Raw genomic sequence first — 14,707 nt, forward strand, 5'->3', positions numbered from 1 at the left:
AGTCAGGCGGGATAGTCTTGCGAACAGACTCTCCAGGGATTTTTTATTTTGATGAGGCCGTGTCCAAGCCTTGGGTTACTTGATCGCGTTTTTCGCGTTTTGTTTCCGGCTGCGTTGCTTTTGTTACTCAACGGTTGTTCCACCGTCAGCTACTACAGCCAGCTGGTCAGTGGCCAGGTGCAATTGCTGTGGGCCAGGGAGCCGGTTTCAGAGGTCATCGCCGATAACCATCGGGATGAGAAACTGCGCGCTCACCTGAGCCAATCGCAAAAGGCCAGGACCTTCGCCAGCCAGCAACTGCATCTGCCGGACAATCAGAGCTACCGGCTCTACGCGGATATTGGCCGGCCCTATGTGGTCTGGAACGTGTTCGTCACCCCGGAGTTTTCCCTCAAGCCGCAGAACCACTGCTTCCCGATCGCCGGCTGCGTGGCCTATCGCGGCTACTACAGCCAGAGCGCGGCGCGTGGCGAAGCAGCGCTGCAACGCCTGCAGGGCATGGATGTGACCATCGGTGGCGTCGAGGCCTATTCGACCCTTGGCTGGTTCAACGATCCAATCATGAGTTCGATGATGAACTGGGGCGACGAGCGCCTGGCTACGCTGATCTTTCATGAACTGGCACATCAGCGTGTTTATGTGAAGGACGACACGGAGTTCAACGAGTCGTTTGCCACGTTCGTCGAGCAGGAGGGCACCCGCCAATGGCGTACCTGGCGCAATTTGCCGCCGGACAATGCCGACCAGGCAAAGCGCCGGGATCAGTTCACTCAGCTTGTTCTCGACACCCGCTCCCGACTTGAACAGCTTTACACCCAGCCTCTGCCACCTGAACAGATGCGCCAGCGCAAGGCGGCGGAATTCGAGCGCCTGCGTGGCGAGTACCGGCAACTGCGTGACAGCCAATGGGTGGGAGATAAACGTTACGACGCGTGGATCAATGCGCCAATGAACAATGCGCGGTTGCTGCCATTTGGGCTTTATGACCAGTGGGTGCCGGCGTTTGTAGAACTATTCAAGCAAGTGAATGGGGATTGGGTGAGGTTCTACGCGGAAGTCGAGCGGATGGGCGCATTGCCGATTGAACAGCGCAAGACGGCATTGAAAGCCCTGGCGACATCCACTATTTCCGGCGCCTGAGCGTATGCCATCGCGGGCAAGCCTTGCTCCCACAGGGCTCCGGTTGTACGCAATGCTTCGAATGACACAAATCCGTGGGAGCAAGGCTTGCCCGCGATGGCGCCCTTAAGGTTTCACTAGTACAGGATCACAACCAAATCGCGTCCCACAATGGATAATCCCCAGCTTTCTCGACCAGTCCCGCACGCAATGGATTGGCAACGATGTAGCGGGCTACTGCCTGCAGATCCTCTTCTTTTCGAATGGCGCGATCATGAAATCCCGACTGCCACAATGAACCCTCTCTCTGTAGCAAGCGGTTGAGCGCAACCGTTGTCCGCGACTTTGTGCGCCCCATTAAAGAGCGCAACGGCAGGTTTTTCAGTTCGATCAGCCAGTGGAAATGATCCGGCATGACAACGAAGGCTAATGAATTGGCCGATTGCTCTTGCTGCGCTTTGCGAAACGCGTGGACAACCAATCGGCCCGCCTCAAAGCTGGAAAGGACGGGCTGGCGGTTGCTTACAACAACCGTCAACAAATAGATCTGTCCCGCCTCCGAGTAGCGACCCGAACGCAAACGATGGGAGTGATTCTGGCTTGTCATGAGTGATCCTCCTTGATCATGGCCTGACTCATCAGGCTAGATCGATGAAGGAGGGTCCGAGCTAATCAGTGGATCAGGATATGTCAGAGCTGACGCCATCGCGGGCAAGCCTTGCTCCCACAGGGCTCCGGTTGTACGAAATGCCTCGAACGACACTAATCTGTGGGAGCAAGGCTTGCCCGCGATGCGATCTCAAGTGCGCCGCAAAAACGCCTGATGCATCTCCTTCAGCGTTTCGAAATGATAAGCCGGCGATTCAGCGCTGAGTTCTTCCCGACTGCCAAACCCGTACCCCACCGCCGCCGCATCCAGCCCATTGCTGCGGGCGCCAATCAGGTCGTGCTTGCGGTCGCCGATCATCAGGGTGTCCGTCGGGTCCAGGTCTTCTTCGGCCATCAAGTGAGCAATCAGCTCGACCTTGTTGGTCCGGGTGCCGTCCAGTTCGCTGCCGTAGATCACTTTGAAATGCTTGGCGAAGTCGAAATGCCGGGCGATTTCCCGGGCGAAGACCCACGGTTTCGAGGTCGCGATGTACAGCTGTCGACCTTGCCCGCCCAGGGTTTCCAACAGCGGCATGACACCGTCGAACAAACGGTTCTCGTACAGCCCGGTGACCTTGAAGCGTTCGCGGTAGAAATTCACCGCCTCCCAGGCCTTGGCCTCGTCGAAGTCATAGAACTGCATGAAGGCCTGCAGCAACGGTGGCCCGATGAAGTGCTCGAGCTTGGTCAGGTCGGGCTCTTCGATGCCCAGCTTGCTCAAGGCGAACTGAATCGAACGGGTAATGCCTTCGCGCGGGTCGGTCAGGGTGCCATCGAGGTCGAACAGAATGGTTTGGTAGTGCATGTCGAATCCTGAATAAGAGCGTCGAAGTCAGATATGGTCGTAGCCTTCGGCCAGATGCAGATCCTTGAGCTTCACGTAGTTCGCCGCGCTGTAGGTGAAAAACGCCTGTTCCTTGTCCGTCAGCGGCCGGATCTGTTTCACCGGGCTGCCCACGTAGAGGAAACCGCTTTCCAGGCGCTTGCCCGGCGGCACCAGGCTGCCGGCGCCGATGATCACATCATCGGCGACCACCGCACCGTCCATGACGATGCTGCCCATGCCGATCAACACCCGGCTGCCGACGGTGCAGCCATGCAACATGACCTTGTGGGCAATGGTCACGTCATCGCCGATCAGCAGCGGGAAACCCTCGGGATTGAACGGCCCGGCGTGGGTGATGTGCAGCACGCAACCGTCCTGCACGCTGGTGCGCGCACCAATGCGGATGCGGTGCATGTCGCCACGAATCACGGTCAATGGCCAGACCGAGCTGTCCTCGCCGATCTCGACGTCGCCGATCACCACGGCCGAGCTGTCGACAAAAGCGCCGTTGCCAAGCAACGGCGTGTGGTTCTGATACTTGCGAAGGGACACGATAGGTTCTCTCTCTGTCGCTGATAGCTGCGGTGAGTGCCGATTGTAATTAAGATGGCTGCATGTTTCTTCCAGCCAAGGTGTCAACCGTGAGCGTGAACAACCCTCTTTTGCAGTCCTACGACCTGCCGCCGTTCTCCGCGATCCGTGCCGAACACGTGCAACCGGCCATCGAGCAGATCCTGGCCGACAACCGCGCCGCCATTATCGAGATCCTCAAGACCCAGGGCAAACAACCGACCTGGGCCGGCCTGGTGCTGGCGATGGACGAACTCAATGATCGCCTGGGCGCTGCATGGAGCCCGGTCAGCCACTTGAATGCCGTGTGCAACAGCGCCGAGTTGCGCGAAGCCTATGAATCCTGCCTGCCGGCCCTGAGCGCTTACTCCACCGAGATGGGCCAGAACCGTGAGCTGTTCCAGGCCTATGAAGCCCTGACCAGCAGCCCTGAAGCCGCCGGTTTCGATGTGGCGCAGAAAACCATCCTGGAACATGCCCTGCGCGATTTCCGCCTGTCGGGCATCGACCTGCCGGAAGCCGAACAGAAGCGCTACGCCGAAGTGCAAAGCAAGCTGTCCGAGCTGGGCAGCCGCTTCTCCAACCAGTTGCTGGACGCGACCCAGGCCTGGACCAAACACATCACCGACGAAGCCGCCCTTGCCGGCCTGACCGATTCGGCCAAGGCGCAGATGGCTGCCGCGGCCCAGGCCAAGGGCCTCGACGGCTGGCTGATCACCCTGGAATTCCCGAGCTACTACGCGGTGATGACCTACGCCCAGGACCGTGCCCTGCGCGAGGAAGTCTATGCCGCCTACTGCACCCGTGCGTCGGACCAAGGCCCGAATGCCGGCCAGAACGACAACGGCCCGGTCATGGAAGAAATCCTCGACCTGCGTCAGGAGTTGGCCAAACTGCTGGGCTTCGCCAGTTTCTCGGAGTTGAGCCTGGCCACCAAAATGGCCGAATCCAGCGATCAGGTGCTGAGTTTCCTGCGCGATCTGGCCAAGCGCAGCAAGCCGTTCGCGGCCCAGGACCTGGAACAGCTCAAGGCATATGCCGCCGAACAGGGCTGCCCTGACCTGCAAAGCTGGGACAGTGGTTTCTACGGCGAGAAACTCCGCGAGCAGCGTTACAGCGTTGCCCAGGAAGCCCTGCGCGCCTACTTCCCGATCGATAAAGTGCTGAGCGGCCTGTTCGCCATCGTCCAGCGCCTGTACGGCATCGAGATCGCCGAGCAGAAAGGCTTCGACACTTGGCATCCGGATGTTCGCCTGTTCGAAATCAAGGAAAACGGCCAGCACGTCGGCCGCTTCTTCTTCGACCTCTATGCCCGCGCCAACAAGCGCGGCGGCGCCTGGATGGATGGCGCTCGCGATCGTCGTCGCACCGCAGAAGGTGTACTGCAAAGCCCGGTGGCCAACCTGGTGTGCAACTTCACCCCGGCCGACAGCGGCAAGCCTGCGCTGCTGACCCACGATGAAGTCACCACCCTGTTCCACGAGTTCGGCCACGGTCTGCATCACCTGCTGACCCGTGTCGAACATGCCGGCGTCTCCGGCATCAACGGCGTGGCCTGGGATGCGGTCGAGCTGCCGAGCCAGTTCATGGAAAACTGGTGCTGGGAGCCCGAAGGCCTGGCGCTGATTTCCGGTCACTACGAAACCGGCGAGCCTCTACCTCAGGACCTGCTGCAAAAAATGCTCGCGGCGAAAAACTTCCAGTCCGGCCTGATGATGGTCCGCCAGTTGGAGTTCTCGCTGTTCGACTTCGAACTGCACGCCACCCACGGCGATGGCCGCAGCGTGCTGCAAGTGCTCGAAGGTGTGCGTGACGAGGTTTCGGTGATGCGTCCGCCGGCCTACAACCGTTTCCCCAACAGCTTCGCGCACATTTTCGCTGGCGGTTATGCGGCCGGTTACTACAGCTACAAATGGGCGGAAGTGTTGTCGGCCGATGCGTTCTCGAAGTTCGAGGAAGAAGGCGTGCTCAATGCCGACACCGGTCGCGCGTTCCGCGAGGCGATCCTGGCACGAGGCGGCTCCCAGGAACCGATGGTGCTGTTCGTCGACTTCCGTGGCCGTGAGCCGTCGATTGACGCACTCTTGCGCCACAGCGGCCTGAGTGAAGGCGTCGCAGCATGAGTGAGGGTCCTGTGATTACCAAACGACGCTTTATCGCCGGTGCGGTGTGCCCGGCCTGCAGCGAGCCGGACAAATTGATGATGTGGAGCGAAGACAACGTCCCCCATCGCGAGTGCGTCGCCTGCGGTTACTCCGACACGCTGAATGAACAAGGCCTGTCCGTGCCCAAGGAGTTGGGCACGCGGGTCAATACACCGGCGGTGAAAGTGGCGGATGCAAAGGTTCAGGCGGTGCAGTTTTTCCCCAACCCGAAACTGAAAAAGAAGCCTGACGACCCCCAATAAGCGGTCAGAATCACCTTCCACTGCGCAACGCAGTGGAAGGTGTCATCACTGCACGTGAGCCGACTGGAACCAGCTCTTCATTGAACACGCCGCGAACGGGCTGGTGCTGCAATCACCATTGACCAATGCAGTGCGAAGCTTTTCGACATCGGCCTGCATCATGTAACGCACGCCGTCCTTGAAGTGACCGCTTTCACCGAAACCACCTCGGGTCATTTCGCTCAAGGCCTCTTCCTTGCTCCAGCCCTGGATCACAACCCGATACATCGCCGCCATCAGGCCTGTGCGGTCAGAGCCGTGCTTGCAATGCATCAGCACCGGGCCCTTGGTTTCGGCCTCCTGAATCGCACGCAATGCCTTCAGCACGTCGGCGTCATCCACATGATTGGTGCGATAGGGCAGTTGCACCTGGGTGATATCGGGCTTGGATAACCAGCGCGAATCCGATTCGGGCAGAAAGTTGATGACGGTTGCGACCTTGAGCTTTTCCAGCAACGGCACCGCGGCACTGTCAGGCAGCGCGCTGCGGTACAGCGTCGGCGACATCTGGAACAGATTGTATTGCGCTTCGACCGGCTGCGCCCATTCCGCTGGACGGGTCGCAGCGGTGTCATCGGCGTGGGCAAGAGACAGATTGAAAAGCGCAACCAGTGACAACAGTAATGCCGCAGGTGAAAGACGCGGTAAGCGCATGCTCGGACGACCCCGGGAAATGTGAATGAGTGGGCACAGTCTCGCGTTTTGCTGGTTAAGAGCCTGTGAGGTGACTGTCAAAGAATCGTGAATTGCAGGATTTTCAGTTTGTTCTTATTTCAAAATATATAAGTCAAATGCAAGAACGGCACGAAAGTTTCGTGCCGTTCTTATGTTCCGGGTTACGTGAATTCAACTATTAGAGTGCACGCGATACTTTGGATGAATCAGGGATTAATGATCTTCGAATAAGCTTTCGCCAACCCCATCAATACCGCCTTGTCCTGCAAATCGATATCGCCATCGCCATCCACATCTGAAGTAGCCTTTATTGTGAAGGTGACGCCGCCATCGTTCGACACCGCCTCGCGCAGGGTCGAGTCGAGCAGGGCACAGGTGACTTCACGGTTTACCGGGTCGTAACCTTCTTCCTTGAGAGCGAACTGCATGGATACTCTGACTTCTTTTGGATTAGTGGGGCCTGGACGTAATAACTGTAGAAACACACCGCGCTGATTGTAAGTCGACATTATTTAAATCCTTTTAATAATGAGCACACGACCAATTCGTGTATTGAAGATGGTACTGATGAAATAGCGGGACACGGCGGGCCATATGTTTCCCGCCGTGACATGAGTATTAGTGCGAATGCTCCGGGTGCCGAACGGCACTGGCCTGACTGTCGAACCTCGGATACTGTATACCCATACAGCCAAAGGATCGCAACGATGGCTACCCCACTGCCTCCTCGCGGGCGCGGCACCGCGACCAACCCGCACAATCGCTTCGCCCCCAACCGCTCGGTGGCCGAGGACGACGGCTGGTACCAGGAAGTGCCAATGACCCAGGGCACCGAGGTACAAATCGAGACGGCAAAGACCATCATCACCCGCAACAACTCGCCGGACCTGCCTTTCGATCGTTCGATCAACCCTTATCGTGGCTGCGAGCATGGCTGCATTTATTGCTACGCACGCCCCAGCCATGCCTATTGGGACATGTCACCAGGGCTGGACTTCGAAACCCGGCTGATTGCCAAGACCAACGCCGTGGACGTGCTCGAACAGCAGCTGTCCAAACGCGGTTATCAATGCGCGCCGATCAACCTCGGCTCCAACACTGATCCTTATCAGCCGATCGAGCGCGAATACAAACTCACCCGACAAACCCTCGAAGTGCTGCTGCGATACCGGCATCCGGTCACCATCGTCACCAAGGGTTCGCTGATTCTGCGTGATCTGGATCTGCTCACCGAACTGGCCCGGCACAGGCTGGTGGCGGTGATGATCAGCCTGACTTCGCTGGATGACGAACTCAAACGCATCCTCGAACCCCGCGCCGCGGCGCCAAAGGCCCGGTTGCGGGCGATTCGGGTGATGCGCGACGCGGGGATTCCGGTGGGCGTGCTGTGCTCGCCGATGATTCCGATGATCAACGACAGCGAGCTCGAAAGCCTGCTCACCGAAGCCCATGCCGCCGGAGCGCAAAGCGCCGCCTATATGATGTTGCGCCTGCCGCTGGAAGTGGCACCGCTGTTCGAGGAATGGCTGGCCGCCCACTACCCACAGCGGGCCGCGCATGTCCTGAGCCTGATTCGCCAAAGCCGGGGCGGTGAGCTGTACGACAGTCGCTTTGGCGCGCGGATGCGTGGCGAAGGGCCGTTTGCCGACCTGCTGGCGCAACGTTTCACCAAAGCCATCAAGCGCCTGGGGCTCAATCACCGGGAAGGTTTCAACCTGGACTGCGACGCCTTCTGTCCGCCCGGTCGCCAAATGTCATTGATTTGAGGACAATTGGCCTATGTTTGAGGACGGGGAAACAGGCGAAATCGTCAGGCTGGTCACGTTTTTGTGACCTGGAACACACGGTCCAGAGCCTTTGATTCAGTTTGAGTTAAGATTTGGTCGCTACCTTGTTCATCGAGTGACTGATGGGTCGAGCCTCATGACCTGGATGTTTTTTAACCAGCCACTGGCTTCACGCCGGACAATCGGGACAGTTCCCCGAGCCCGCCAAAGAGGATGAATCATGAGTGACAAGGATAAACAGCCGTTGGCTGCGTCGGCCTCCACCCAGCCCGAGGTGGAATCCGCCGATGCAGCGTTGAAGCATATCGTTGACGGCTTTTTGCATTTTCATCATGAGGTCTTTCCGCAGCAGGAAGAGCTCTTCAAGAAACTCGCCACGGCGCAAACGCCACGGGCGATGTTCATTACCTGCGCTGACTCGCGCATCGTTCCCGAACTCATCACCCACAGCTCTCCAGGCGATCTGTTCGTCACCCGTAACGTCGGCAACGTCGTCCCGCCCTACGGGCAGATGAACGGCGGCGTCTCCACGGCCATCGAGTACGCGGTGCTGGCGCTGGGCGTGCAGCACATCATCATCTGCGGCCACTCCGATTGCGGCGCGATGCGCGCGGTGCTCAACCCTCACACCCTGGAAAAAATGCCCACAGTCAAAGCCTGGCTGCAGCATGCGGAAGTGGCGAAAACCATGGTGCACGACAACTGCAACTGCGCCGACGAAAACGAGACGATGCATGTCCTCACCGAGGAAAATGTCATCGCTCAACTGCAACACTTGCGCACCCACCCCTCGGTAGCCTCGCGCATCGCCAACGGTCAACTGTTCATCCATGGCTGGGTCTACGACATCGAATCCAGCAAGATCAAAGCCTACGACGCCGATCAGGGTCGTTTCCTGCCGCTTGATGGCAGCGTGCCGATTCCGATGGCGACGCCCAAAGCGCGCTTCTAAATCCTCCTAAAAATCCGCGTGGTCTGACGCCGGTCGCTGTTTCAGCGGCCCGGCTTCGCCACGCCTGAAGAAAACTTCGGGAGAATCACTATGCGTGCGGCTCAACTCAAAGCTGTTATGCCACGGGAGCTGCTGGCTTCGGTGGTTGTGTTTCTGGTCGCCCTGCCCTTGTGCATGGGCATCGCCATTGCCTCGGGGCTACCGCCAGCCAAAGGTTTGATCACCGGCATCATCGGTGGCCTGGTCGTGGGCTGGCTGGCGGGTTCTCCGTTGCAAGTCAGCGGCCCGGCGGCGGGCCTGGCGGTGCTGGTGTTCGAATTGGTGCGCCAGCATGGGGTGGCCATGCTCGGGCCGATCCTGTTGCTGGCAGGGTTTCTGCAATTGCTGGCGGGGCGATTCAAGCTCGGGTGCTGGTTCCGGGTGACGGCACCGGCCGTGGTGTACGGCATGCTCGCCGGGATCGGCGTGCTGATCGTGCTCTCACAGGTGCATGTGATGCTCGACGCCGCGCCAAAACCCTCTGGCCTCGATAACCTCACGGCCTTCCCCGGCGCAGTGGCCCAGGCGCTGCCGTCGTTTGGCTGGCAGGCCGGACTGCTGGGGCTGTCGACCATCGCGGTGATGTGGCTATGGGAAAAACTGCGCCCACATTCACTGCGCTTCATTCCCGGCGCGCTGCTCGGGGTGGGCCTGGCGACGATCGCCAGCCTGCTGCTGGCATTGCCGGTGAAACGGGTCGAAGTCCCGGCCAATCTGGCGCAAGCCATTGATTGGCTGAAACCGGCCGACCTGCTCAACCTCGCCGATCCCGCGTTGCTGATTGCCGCTTTCGCCGTGGCCTTCATCGCCAGCGCCGAAACCCTGCTGTCCGCTGCGGCCGTGGATCGCATGCACAGCGGCGAGCGAGCGGACTTCGACCGTGAATTGTCGGCACAAGGGGTTGGCAACATGCTCTGCGGGCTGCTCGGCGCCTTGCCGATGACCGGAGTTATTGTGCGCAGCTCGGCCAACGTGCAGGCCGGCGCAACCACCCGCTACTCGACGATTTTCCACGGCCTGTGGCTGCTGGGGTTCGTATTGCTGCTGTCGAGCGTGCTGCAAAGCATTCCGGTGGCGAGCCTGGCCGGCGTGTTGGTCTATACCGGCTTCAAACTGGTGGATCTCAAAGCCTTTCGCGGGTTGGGTCGTTATGGCCGGATGCCGATGTTCACCTACGCCGCGACAGCCTTGGCGATTATTTTCACTGACTTGCTGACCGGTGTTCTGATCGGTTTCGGTCTCACGCTGGTGAAACTGGCACTGAAGGCTTCACGGTTGAAAATCAGCCTGATCGACCTGCCTCAGGCCGGTGAAATGGAACTGCGCCTGAGCGGCGCGGCCACCTTCCTCAAAGTACCGGCGCTGACCCAGGTATTGGGCAGCATTCCTGCGGGCACAACGGTGCACGTGCCGCTCAATAACCTGAGCTACATCGATCACTCGTGCCTGGAGTTGCTGGAAGAATGGGGTCGGGCGAATGCGGCCAAGGGCTCGACGCTGTTGATCGAGTCGCGGGGGTTGAAGCGCAGGTTGGAGGGGCGTGTTAGAACCAATACCGGTATCGGCGCGGCAGGCTAAAAAACCGCCCCTGTAGGAGCGAGCATGCTCGCGATGGACCAGAGAACACCGCAGGGCATCAGGAGCCCCGCGTAATCGTTGTCGACCATCGCGAGCATGCTCGCTCCTACAGGGGAAGGTGGAGGGTCAGGCTTCCAGTTCGAGGCCCACACCCAGCCGGCGGGACATGCACGGCCAGCGCTTCCACGCCGCACCGGTGTCCGGGCTGCTGAGTTTCTCGCGGTAGGCCTCGACCGACTCCAGCGCGAAGCTGTCGTCGTTGAGCATCTCGTCCACGGCGTGATGCACCGCCTCGTCCAGTTGGTTGGCAAATTCCTCACCGATCAATTGGTGAGCAATCAGATTGGCGACCGTCATGTCCAGTGGGATCAATGGCTGGCCGAAATGCTTGATGTACAGGTCGTTGACCTCTTCGACGAATCGGTGCGCCAGATAGGCTTCATCCAGCAAGCTGTCGAGCCCGACATGGCCGGCCATGATGGCGGGCGGCTGAAGGAAATACTGCTCGGCAATTTTCAGCACCGGTTTGATCTGCGACTCGATTCCCGCTTCCCTGGCGACTTCATTGGCTGCTTCCAGCAGATCAGGCACTTCGTCGATGTAGGCGGCGACAAAACGTGTCAGCACGCCGTTGGCATCGGCTTCCGGCAATTGGATCGCCGGGTGGAGATGAGGCAGTTTGCTTTCCAGTTGACGGGTCAGCAGGCCGGTTTCGGCTTCGTGTTGTTGGGCTTTTAGGATCTGCTCGCGCAATGCGGCGGTGTTCATGAAAACTCCAGGAAACAAGGCAATGAATTAGGGAAGACATAACTTAGCTGGCTTACGAAAAATGCTAAGACGCATTTGTCATAATTGTTTCATCCTTGAGACGCCCCCGTTATATCGGTTTGCCACCACTCATCCTCATCCTTCTCCATTCTTGACCTGCAAAGCAAGTTAATGCTGTTTCAGATGATTTACGCCTTCACATTGCGAGGTGAGAGTCGCTGTCTATACTCGCTCATGAATGGAGTTAGCTGATGACGCCCGACTGCAACTGCAGCAAGGCCCGGCAATTCAAGTTCGTAGTCTGATGCAGCCGCTCCCTTGCCGCAGGTGAAAGCCGGCGGGATAACAAGAACGATAAGGGGAACCCGCAATGATGCGACATCCACATGTCTGGATGGGCCTCCTGTTGTGGTCGATTTTCAGCCCGGCGCAAGCAGCCTGGACTGTGAATATGGCGCCTGGAGCGACTGAAATCAGTCACGCTGTATTTGACCTGCACATGACCATTTTCTGGATCTGTGTAGTGATTGGCATCATCGTCTTCGGCGCCATGTTCTGGTCGATGATTCTGCATCGCCGCTCGACCGGGCAAGTCGCCGCAAAATTTCACGAAAGCACGACCGTCGAAATCCTCTGGACCATCGTGCCCTTTGTGATTCTGGTGGTCATGGCCATTCCCGCGACAGCCACCCTCATCAAGATGTACGACGCCAGCGAGCCGGATATCGATATCCAAGTCACTGGCTATCAGTGGAAGTGGCACTACAAATACCTGGGCCAGGACGTCGAGTTCTTCAGCAACCTGACCACCCCCGCCGAGCAGATCCACAACAAGGAAGCCAAGGGCGAGCACTACTTGCTCGAGGTCGACAAGCCGCTGGTGCTGCCGGTTGGCGCCAAGGTGCGTTTCCTTGTGACCTCCGCCGACGTGATCCACTCCTGGTGGGTACCGGCCTTCGCGGTCAAGCGCGATGCGATCCCCGGGTTCGTCAACGAAGCCTGGACCCGTGTCGAAAAACCCGGCCTCTATCGTGGCCAGTGCGCCGAGCTGTGCGGCAAGGACCACGGGTTCATGCCGATCGTGGTCGACGTCAAGGAAAAGGCCGACTACGAAAAATGGCTGGCCGATCGCAAGGCTGAAGCCGCGCAACTCAAAGAGCTGACCAGCAAGGAATGGACGCTCGACGAGCTCAAGGATCGCGGCGACAAGATCTACCACACCACCTGCGTGGCCTGTCACCAGGCTGAAGGCCAGGGCCTGCCGCCGATGTTCCCGGCCCTCAAGGGCTCGAAAATCGCCACCGGCCCGAAAGAAGCTCACCTGAGCCTGGTCTTCCACGGCAAGCCCGGCACCGCCATGGCGGCGTTCGGCAAGCAGCTCTCGGAAGTCGATATCGCGGCCGTCGTGACCTACGAACGTAACGCCTGGGGCAACAACAAGGGCGACATGGTCACGCCGAAAGAAGTGCTTGAGCTGAAACAGGCGGAAAGCAAATGACCCGGACCATAGCGCACGCAAGCAACCGGTCGGGGCAATGCGCCCCGGCCCGCCCAGCCCATTCGTTGACAGGAGACAGGCCATGAGCGCCGTCATCGATGACCATGGTCATGCCGACCACGCCCACGGCCCCGCCAAAGGCCTGATGCGCTGGGTACTGACCACCAACCACAAGGACATCGGCACGCTGTACCTGTGGTTTGCGTTCTGCATGTTCCTGCTCGGCGGCTCGTTCGCGATGGTGATTCGCGCCGAACTGTTCCAGCCAGGCCTGCAAATCGTCCAGCCGGAATTCTTCAACCAGATGACCACCATGCACGGCCTGGTGATGGTCTTCGGTGCCGTGATGCCGGCCTTCGTCGGCCTGGCCAACTGGATGGTGCCGCTGATGATCGGCGCGCCGGACATGGCCCTGCCGCGCATGAACAACTTCAGCTTCTGGCTGTTGCCCGCTGCGTTTGGGCTGTTGGTGTCGACGCTGTTCATGCCCGGTGGCGGTCCGAACTTCGGCTGGACGTTCTACGCCCCGCTGTCGACGACCTACGCGCCGGAAAGCGTGACGTTCTTCATCTTTGCCATCCACATGATGGGGATCAGTTCGATCATGGGCGCGATCAACGTGATCGCCACCATCCTCAACCTGCGCGCCCCCGGCATGACGTTGATGAAAATGCCGCTGTTCGTCTGGACCTGGCTGATCACCGCGTTCCTGCTGATCGCGGTAATGCCGGTGCTGGCCGGGTGCGTGACCATGATGCTGATGGACATCCACTTCCACACCAGCTTCTTCAGTGCGGCCGGTGGCGGTGACCCGGTACTGTTCCAGCATGTGTTCTGGTTCTTCGGCCACCCCGAGGTGTACATCATGATCCTGCCGGCCTTCGGCGCCGTCAGCTCGATCATCCCGGCGTTCTCACGCAAGCCGCTGTTCGGCTACACCTCGATGGTCTACGCCACGGCGAGCATCGCGTTCCTTTCGTTCATCGTCTGGGCGCACCACATGTTCGTGGTGGGCATTCCGCTGGTGGGCGAGCTGTTCTTCATGTATGCCACCATGCTGATCGCCGTACCGACCGGGGTGAAGGTGTTCAACTGGGCGAGCACCATGTGGCAAGGCTCGCTGACCTTCGAAACACCGATGCTGTTCGCGGTGGCGTTCGTGATCCTGTTCTCCATCGGCGGCTTCTCCGGCCTGATGCTGGCCATCGCCCCGGCGGACTTCCAGTACCAGGACACCTACTTCGTGGTCGCGCATTTCCACTACGTGCTGGTACCGGGAGCGATCTTCGGGATCTTCGCCTCGGCGTACTACTGGCTGCCGAAATGGACCGGCCACATGTACGACGAAACCCTCGGCAAGCTGCATTTCTGGCTGTCGTTCATCGGCATGAACATGGCCTTCTTCCCGATGCACTTCGTGGGGCTGGCGGGCATGCCGCGGCGGATCCCGGACTACAACCTGCAATTCGCCGACTTCAACATGGTGTCGTCGATCGGCGCGTTCCTGTTCGGCTCAACGCAGATCTTCTTCCTGTTCATCGTCATCAAGACCATTCGCGGCGGCCCACCAGCCCCGGCCAAACCCTGGGATGGGGCTGAAGGCCTGGAGTGGAGCATTCCGTCACCGGCGCCGTACCACACCTTCACCACGCCGCCGGAAGTGAAATGAAACACCTCACTGTAGGAGCGAGCATGCTCGCGAAAAACCCGAGAGCGCCGTGGGGTTTCAGGCACCCAGCGTCATCGTTAACGACCATCGCGAGCATGCTCGCTCCTACAGGGTTATACGAAGAGGTCGGGA

14 protein-coding genes are annotated in these 14,707 nt (G+C 59.4%); 8 read left to right on the forward strand and 6 right to left on the reverse strand.

What is annotated here, in order from left to right; all coding sequences use genetic code 11:
- Positions 1-48: 48 nt before the first annotated feature.
- Positions 49-1,140, forward strand: a complete 1,092-nt coding sequence (locus DKY63_RS19390; RefSeq protein ID WP_110965557.1) for an aminopeptidase — start codon at positions 49-51, stop codon at positions 1,138-1,140.
- 127 nt (positions 1,141-1,267) lie between these two features.
- Here DKY63_RS19390 and DKY63_RS19395 read toward each other — a convergent pair whose 3' ends face one another.
- The 3 genes from DKY63_RS19395 to DKY63_RS19405 all read right to left on the reverse strand — a co-directional run bounded on the left by DKY63_RS19395 (position 1,268) and on the right by DKY63_RS19405 (position 3,145).
- Positions 1,268-1,726: an REP-associated tyrosine transposase gene (locus tag DKY63_RS19395; RefSeq protein WP_110965558.1), complete on the reverse strand. Its 459-nt coding sequence runs from the start codon at positions 1,724-1,726 to the stop codon at positions 1,268-1,270.
- A 192-nt stretch (positions 1,727-1,918) separates the two neighbouring features.
- The gene (locus DKY63_RS19400) at positions 1,919-2,572 is read right to left on the reverse strand and encodes an HAD family hydrolase (RefSeq protein ID WP_110965559.1); all 654 of its coding nucleotides are present in this window, start codon (positions 2,570-2,572) and stop codon (positions 1,919-1,921) included.
- Between the two features lie 27 nt (positions 2,573-2,599).
- Positions 2,600-3,145, reverse strand: coding sequence for a gamma carbonic anhydrase family protein (locus DKY63_RS19405; RefSeq protein ID WP_110965560.1), 546 nt, complete (start codon positions 3,143-3,145; stop codon positions 2,600-2,602).
- A gap of 62 nt (positions 3,146-3,207) precedes the next feature.
- Between DKY63_RS19405 and prlC the strand changes: the two genes are divergently transcribed.
- The gene (prlC, locus tag DKY63_RS19410) at positions 3,208-5,286 is read left to right on the forward strand and encodes an oligopeptidase A (RefSeq protein WP_162634912.1); all 2,079 of its coding nucleotides are present in this window, start codon (positions 3,208-3,210) and stop codon (positions 5,284-5,286) included.
- The gene (locus DKY63_RS19415; protein WP_110965561.1) at positions 5,283-5,570 is read left to right on the forward strand and encodes a YheV family putative zinc ribbon protein; all 288 of its coding nucleotides are present in this window, start codon (positions 5,283-5,285) and stop codon (positions 5,568-5,570) included. The genes prlC and DKY63_RS19415 overlap by 4 nt, the downstream gene beginning before the upstream one ends.
- 45 nt (positions 5,571-5,615) lie before the next feature.
- Here the strand turns inward: DKY63_RS19415 and DKY63_RS19420 are convergent, their stop codons facing one another.
- Together DKY63_RS19420 and DKY63_RS19425 are read right to left on the reverse strand one after the other, a co-directional pair.
- Positions 5,616-6,263, reverse strand: a complete 648-nt coding sequence (locus tag DKY63_RS19420; protein ID WP_110965562.1) for a dual specificity protein phosphatase family protein — start codon at positions 6,261-6,263, stop codon at positions 5,616-5,618.
- Between the two features lie 227 nt (positions 6,264-6,490).
- Positions 6,491-6,793 carry a hypothetical protein gene (locus DKY63_RS19425; RefSeq protein WP_110965563.1) on the reverse strand — a complete coding sequence of 101 codons (303 nt, stop codon included), beginning with the start codon at positions 6,791-6,793 and terminating at the stop codon, positions 6,491-6,493.
- A 198-nt stretch (positions 6,794-6,991) separates the two neighbouring features.
- Between DKY63_RS19425 and DKY63_RS19430 the strand changes: the two genes are divergently transcribed.
- The 3 genes from DKY63_RS19430 to DKY63_RS19440 all read left to right on the forward strand — a co-directional run bounded on the left by DKY63_RS19430 (position 6,992) and on the right by DKY63_RS19440 (position 10,640).
- Entirely contained in the window at positions 6,992-8,050 is a 1,059-nt protein-coding gene (locus DKY63_RS19430) for a PA0069 family radical SAM protein (protein ID WP_110965564.1), read from the forward strand.
- A gap of 241 nt (positions 8,051-8,291) precedes the next feature.
- The gene (locus tag DKY63_RS19435) at positions 8,292-9,023 is read left to right on the forward strand and encodes a carbonic anhydrase (RefSeq protein ID WP_110965565.1); all 732 of its coding nucleotides are present in this window, start codon (positions 8,292-8,294) and stop codon (positions 9,021-9,023) included.
- A gap of 90 nt (positions 9,024-9,113) precedes the next feature.
- Positions 9,114-10,640 (forward strand): SulP family inorganic anion transporter, encoded by a 1,527-nt coding sequence (locus DKY63_RS19440; RefSeq protein ID WP_110965566.1) that lies wholly within the window; start codon positions 9,114-9,116, stop codon positions 10,638-10,640.
- Positions 10,641-10,766: 126 nt separating this feature from the next.
- On the opposite strand, the gene DKY63_RS19445 is transcribed toward DKY63_RS19440, so the two are convergent.
- The gene (locus DKY63_RS19445) at positions 10,767-11,408 is read right to left on the reverse strand and encodes a hypothetical protein (protein WP_110965567.1); all 642 of its coding nucleotides are present in this window, start codon (positions 11,406-11,408) and stop codon (positions 10,767-10,769) included.
- Positions 11,409-11,778: 370 nt separating this feature from the next.
- Between DKY63_RS19445 and coxB the strand changes: the two genes are divergently transcribed.
- Both coxB and ctaD read left to right on the forward strand, forming a co-directional pair.
- Entirely contained in the window at positions 11,779-12,906 is a 1,128-nt protein-coding gene (coxB, locus tag DKY63_RS19450) for a cytochrome c oxidase subunit II (protein ID WP_110965568.1), read from the forward strand.
- Positions 12,907-12,988: 82 nt separating this feature from the next.
- On the forward strand, positions 12,989-14,575 hold the full coding sequence (gene ctaD, locus DKY63_RS19455) for a cytochrome c oxidase subunit I (RefSeq protein WP_110965569.1): 1,587 nt from the start codon (positions 12,989-12,991) through the stop codon (positions 14,573-14,575).
- The last annotated feature ends 132 nt before the right edge of the window (positions 14,576-14,707 follow it).

Origin of the sequence: Pseudomonas putida (genome assembly GCF_003228315.1) — a bacterium.
In the GTDB taxonomy this organism is placed as follows: Bacteria; Pseudomonadota; Gammaproteobacteria; order Pseudomonadales; family Pseudomonadaceae; genus Aquipseudomonas; species Aquipseudomonas putida_S.

What these genes read in the sequence shown, in the direction of transcription:
- DKY63_RS19435 (WP_110965565.1), top strand. Translation starts at nt 8,292, where the DNA reads ATGAGTGACAAGGATAAACAGCCGTTGGCTGCGTCGGCCTCCACCCAG.
- prlC (WP_162634912.1), top strand. Translation starts at nt 3,208, where the DNA reads ATGTTTCTTCCAGCCAAGGTGTCAACCGTGAGCGTGAACAACCCTCTT.
- DKY63_RS19415 (WP_110965561.1), top strand. Translation starts at nt 5,283, where the DNA reads ATGAGTGAGGGTCCTGTGATTACCAAACGACGCTTTATCGCCGGTGCG.
- DKY63_RS19440 (WP_110965566.1), top strand. Translation starts at nt 9,114, where the DNA reads ATGCGTGCGGCTCAACTCAAAGCTGTTATGCCACGGGAGCTGCTGGCT.
- DKY63_RS19420 (WP_110965562.1), bottom strand. Translation starts at nt 6,263, where the DNA reads ATGCGCTTACCGCGTCTTTCACCTGCGGCATTACTGTTGTCACTGGTT.
- DKY63_RS19395 (WP_110965558.1), bottom strand. Translation starts at nt 1,726, where the DNA reads ATGACAAGCCAGAATCACTCCCATCGTTTGCGTTCGGGTCGCTACTCG.
- coxB (WP_110965568.1), top strand. Translation starts at nt 11,779, where the DNA reads ATGATGCGACATCCACATGTCTGGATGGGCCTCCTGTTGTGGTCGATT.
- ctaD (WP_110965569.1), top strand. Translation starts at nt 12,989, where the DNA reads ATGAGCGCCGTCATCGATGACCATGGTCATGCCGACCACGCCCACGGC.
- DKY63_RS19400 (WP_110965559.1), bottom strand. Translation starts at nt 2,572, where the DNA reads ATGCACTACCAAACCATTCTGTTCGACCTCGATGGCACCCTGACCGAC.
- DKY63_RS19430 (WP_110965564.1), top strand. Translation starts at nt 6,992, where the DNA reads ATGGCTACCCCACTGCCTCCTCGCGGGCGCGGCACCGCGACCAACCCG.
- DKY63_RS19445 (WP_110965567.1), bottom strand. Translation starts at nt 11,408, where the DNA reads ATGAACACCGCCGCATTGCGCGAGCAGATCCTAAAAGCCCAACAACAC.
- DKY63_RS19425 (WP_110965563.1), bottom strand. Translation starts at nt 6,793, where the DNA reads ATGTCGACTTACAATCAGCGCGGTGTGTTTCTACAGTTATTACGTCCA.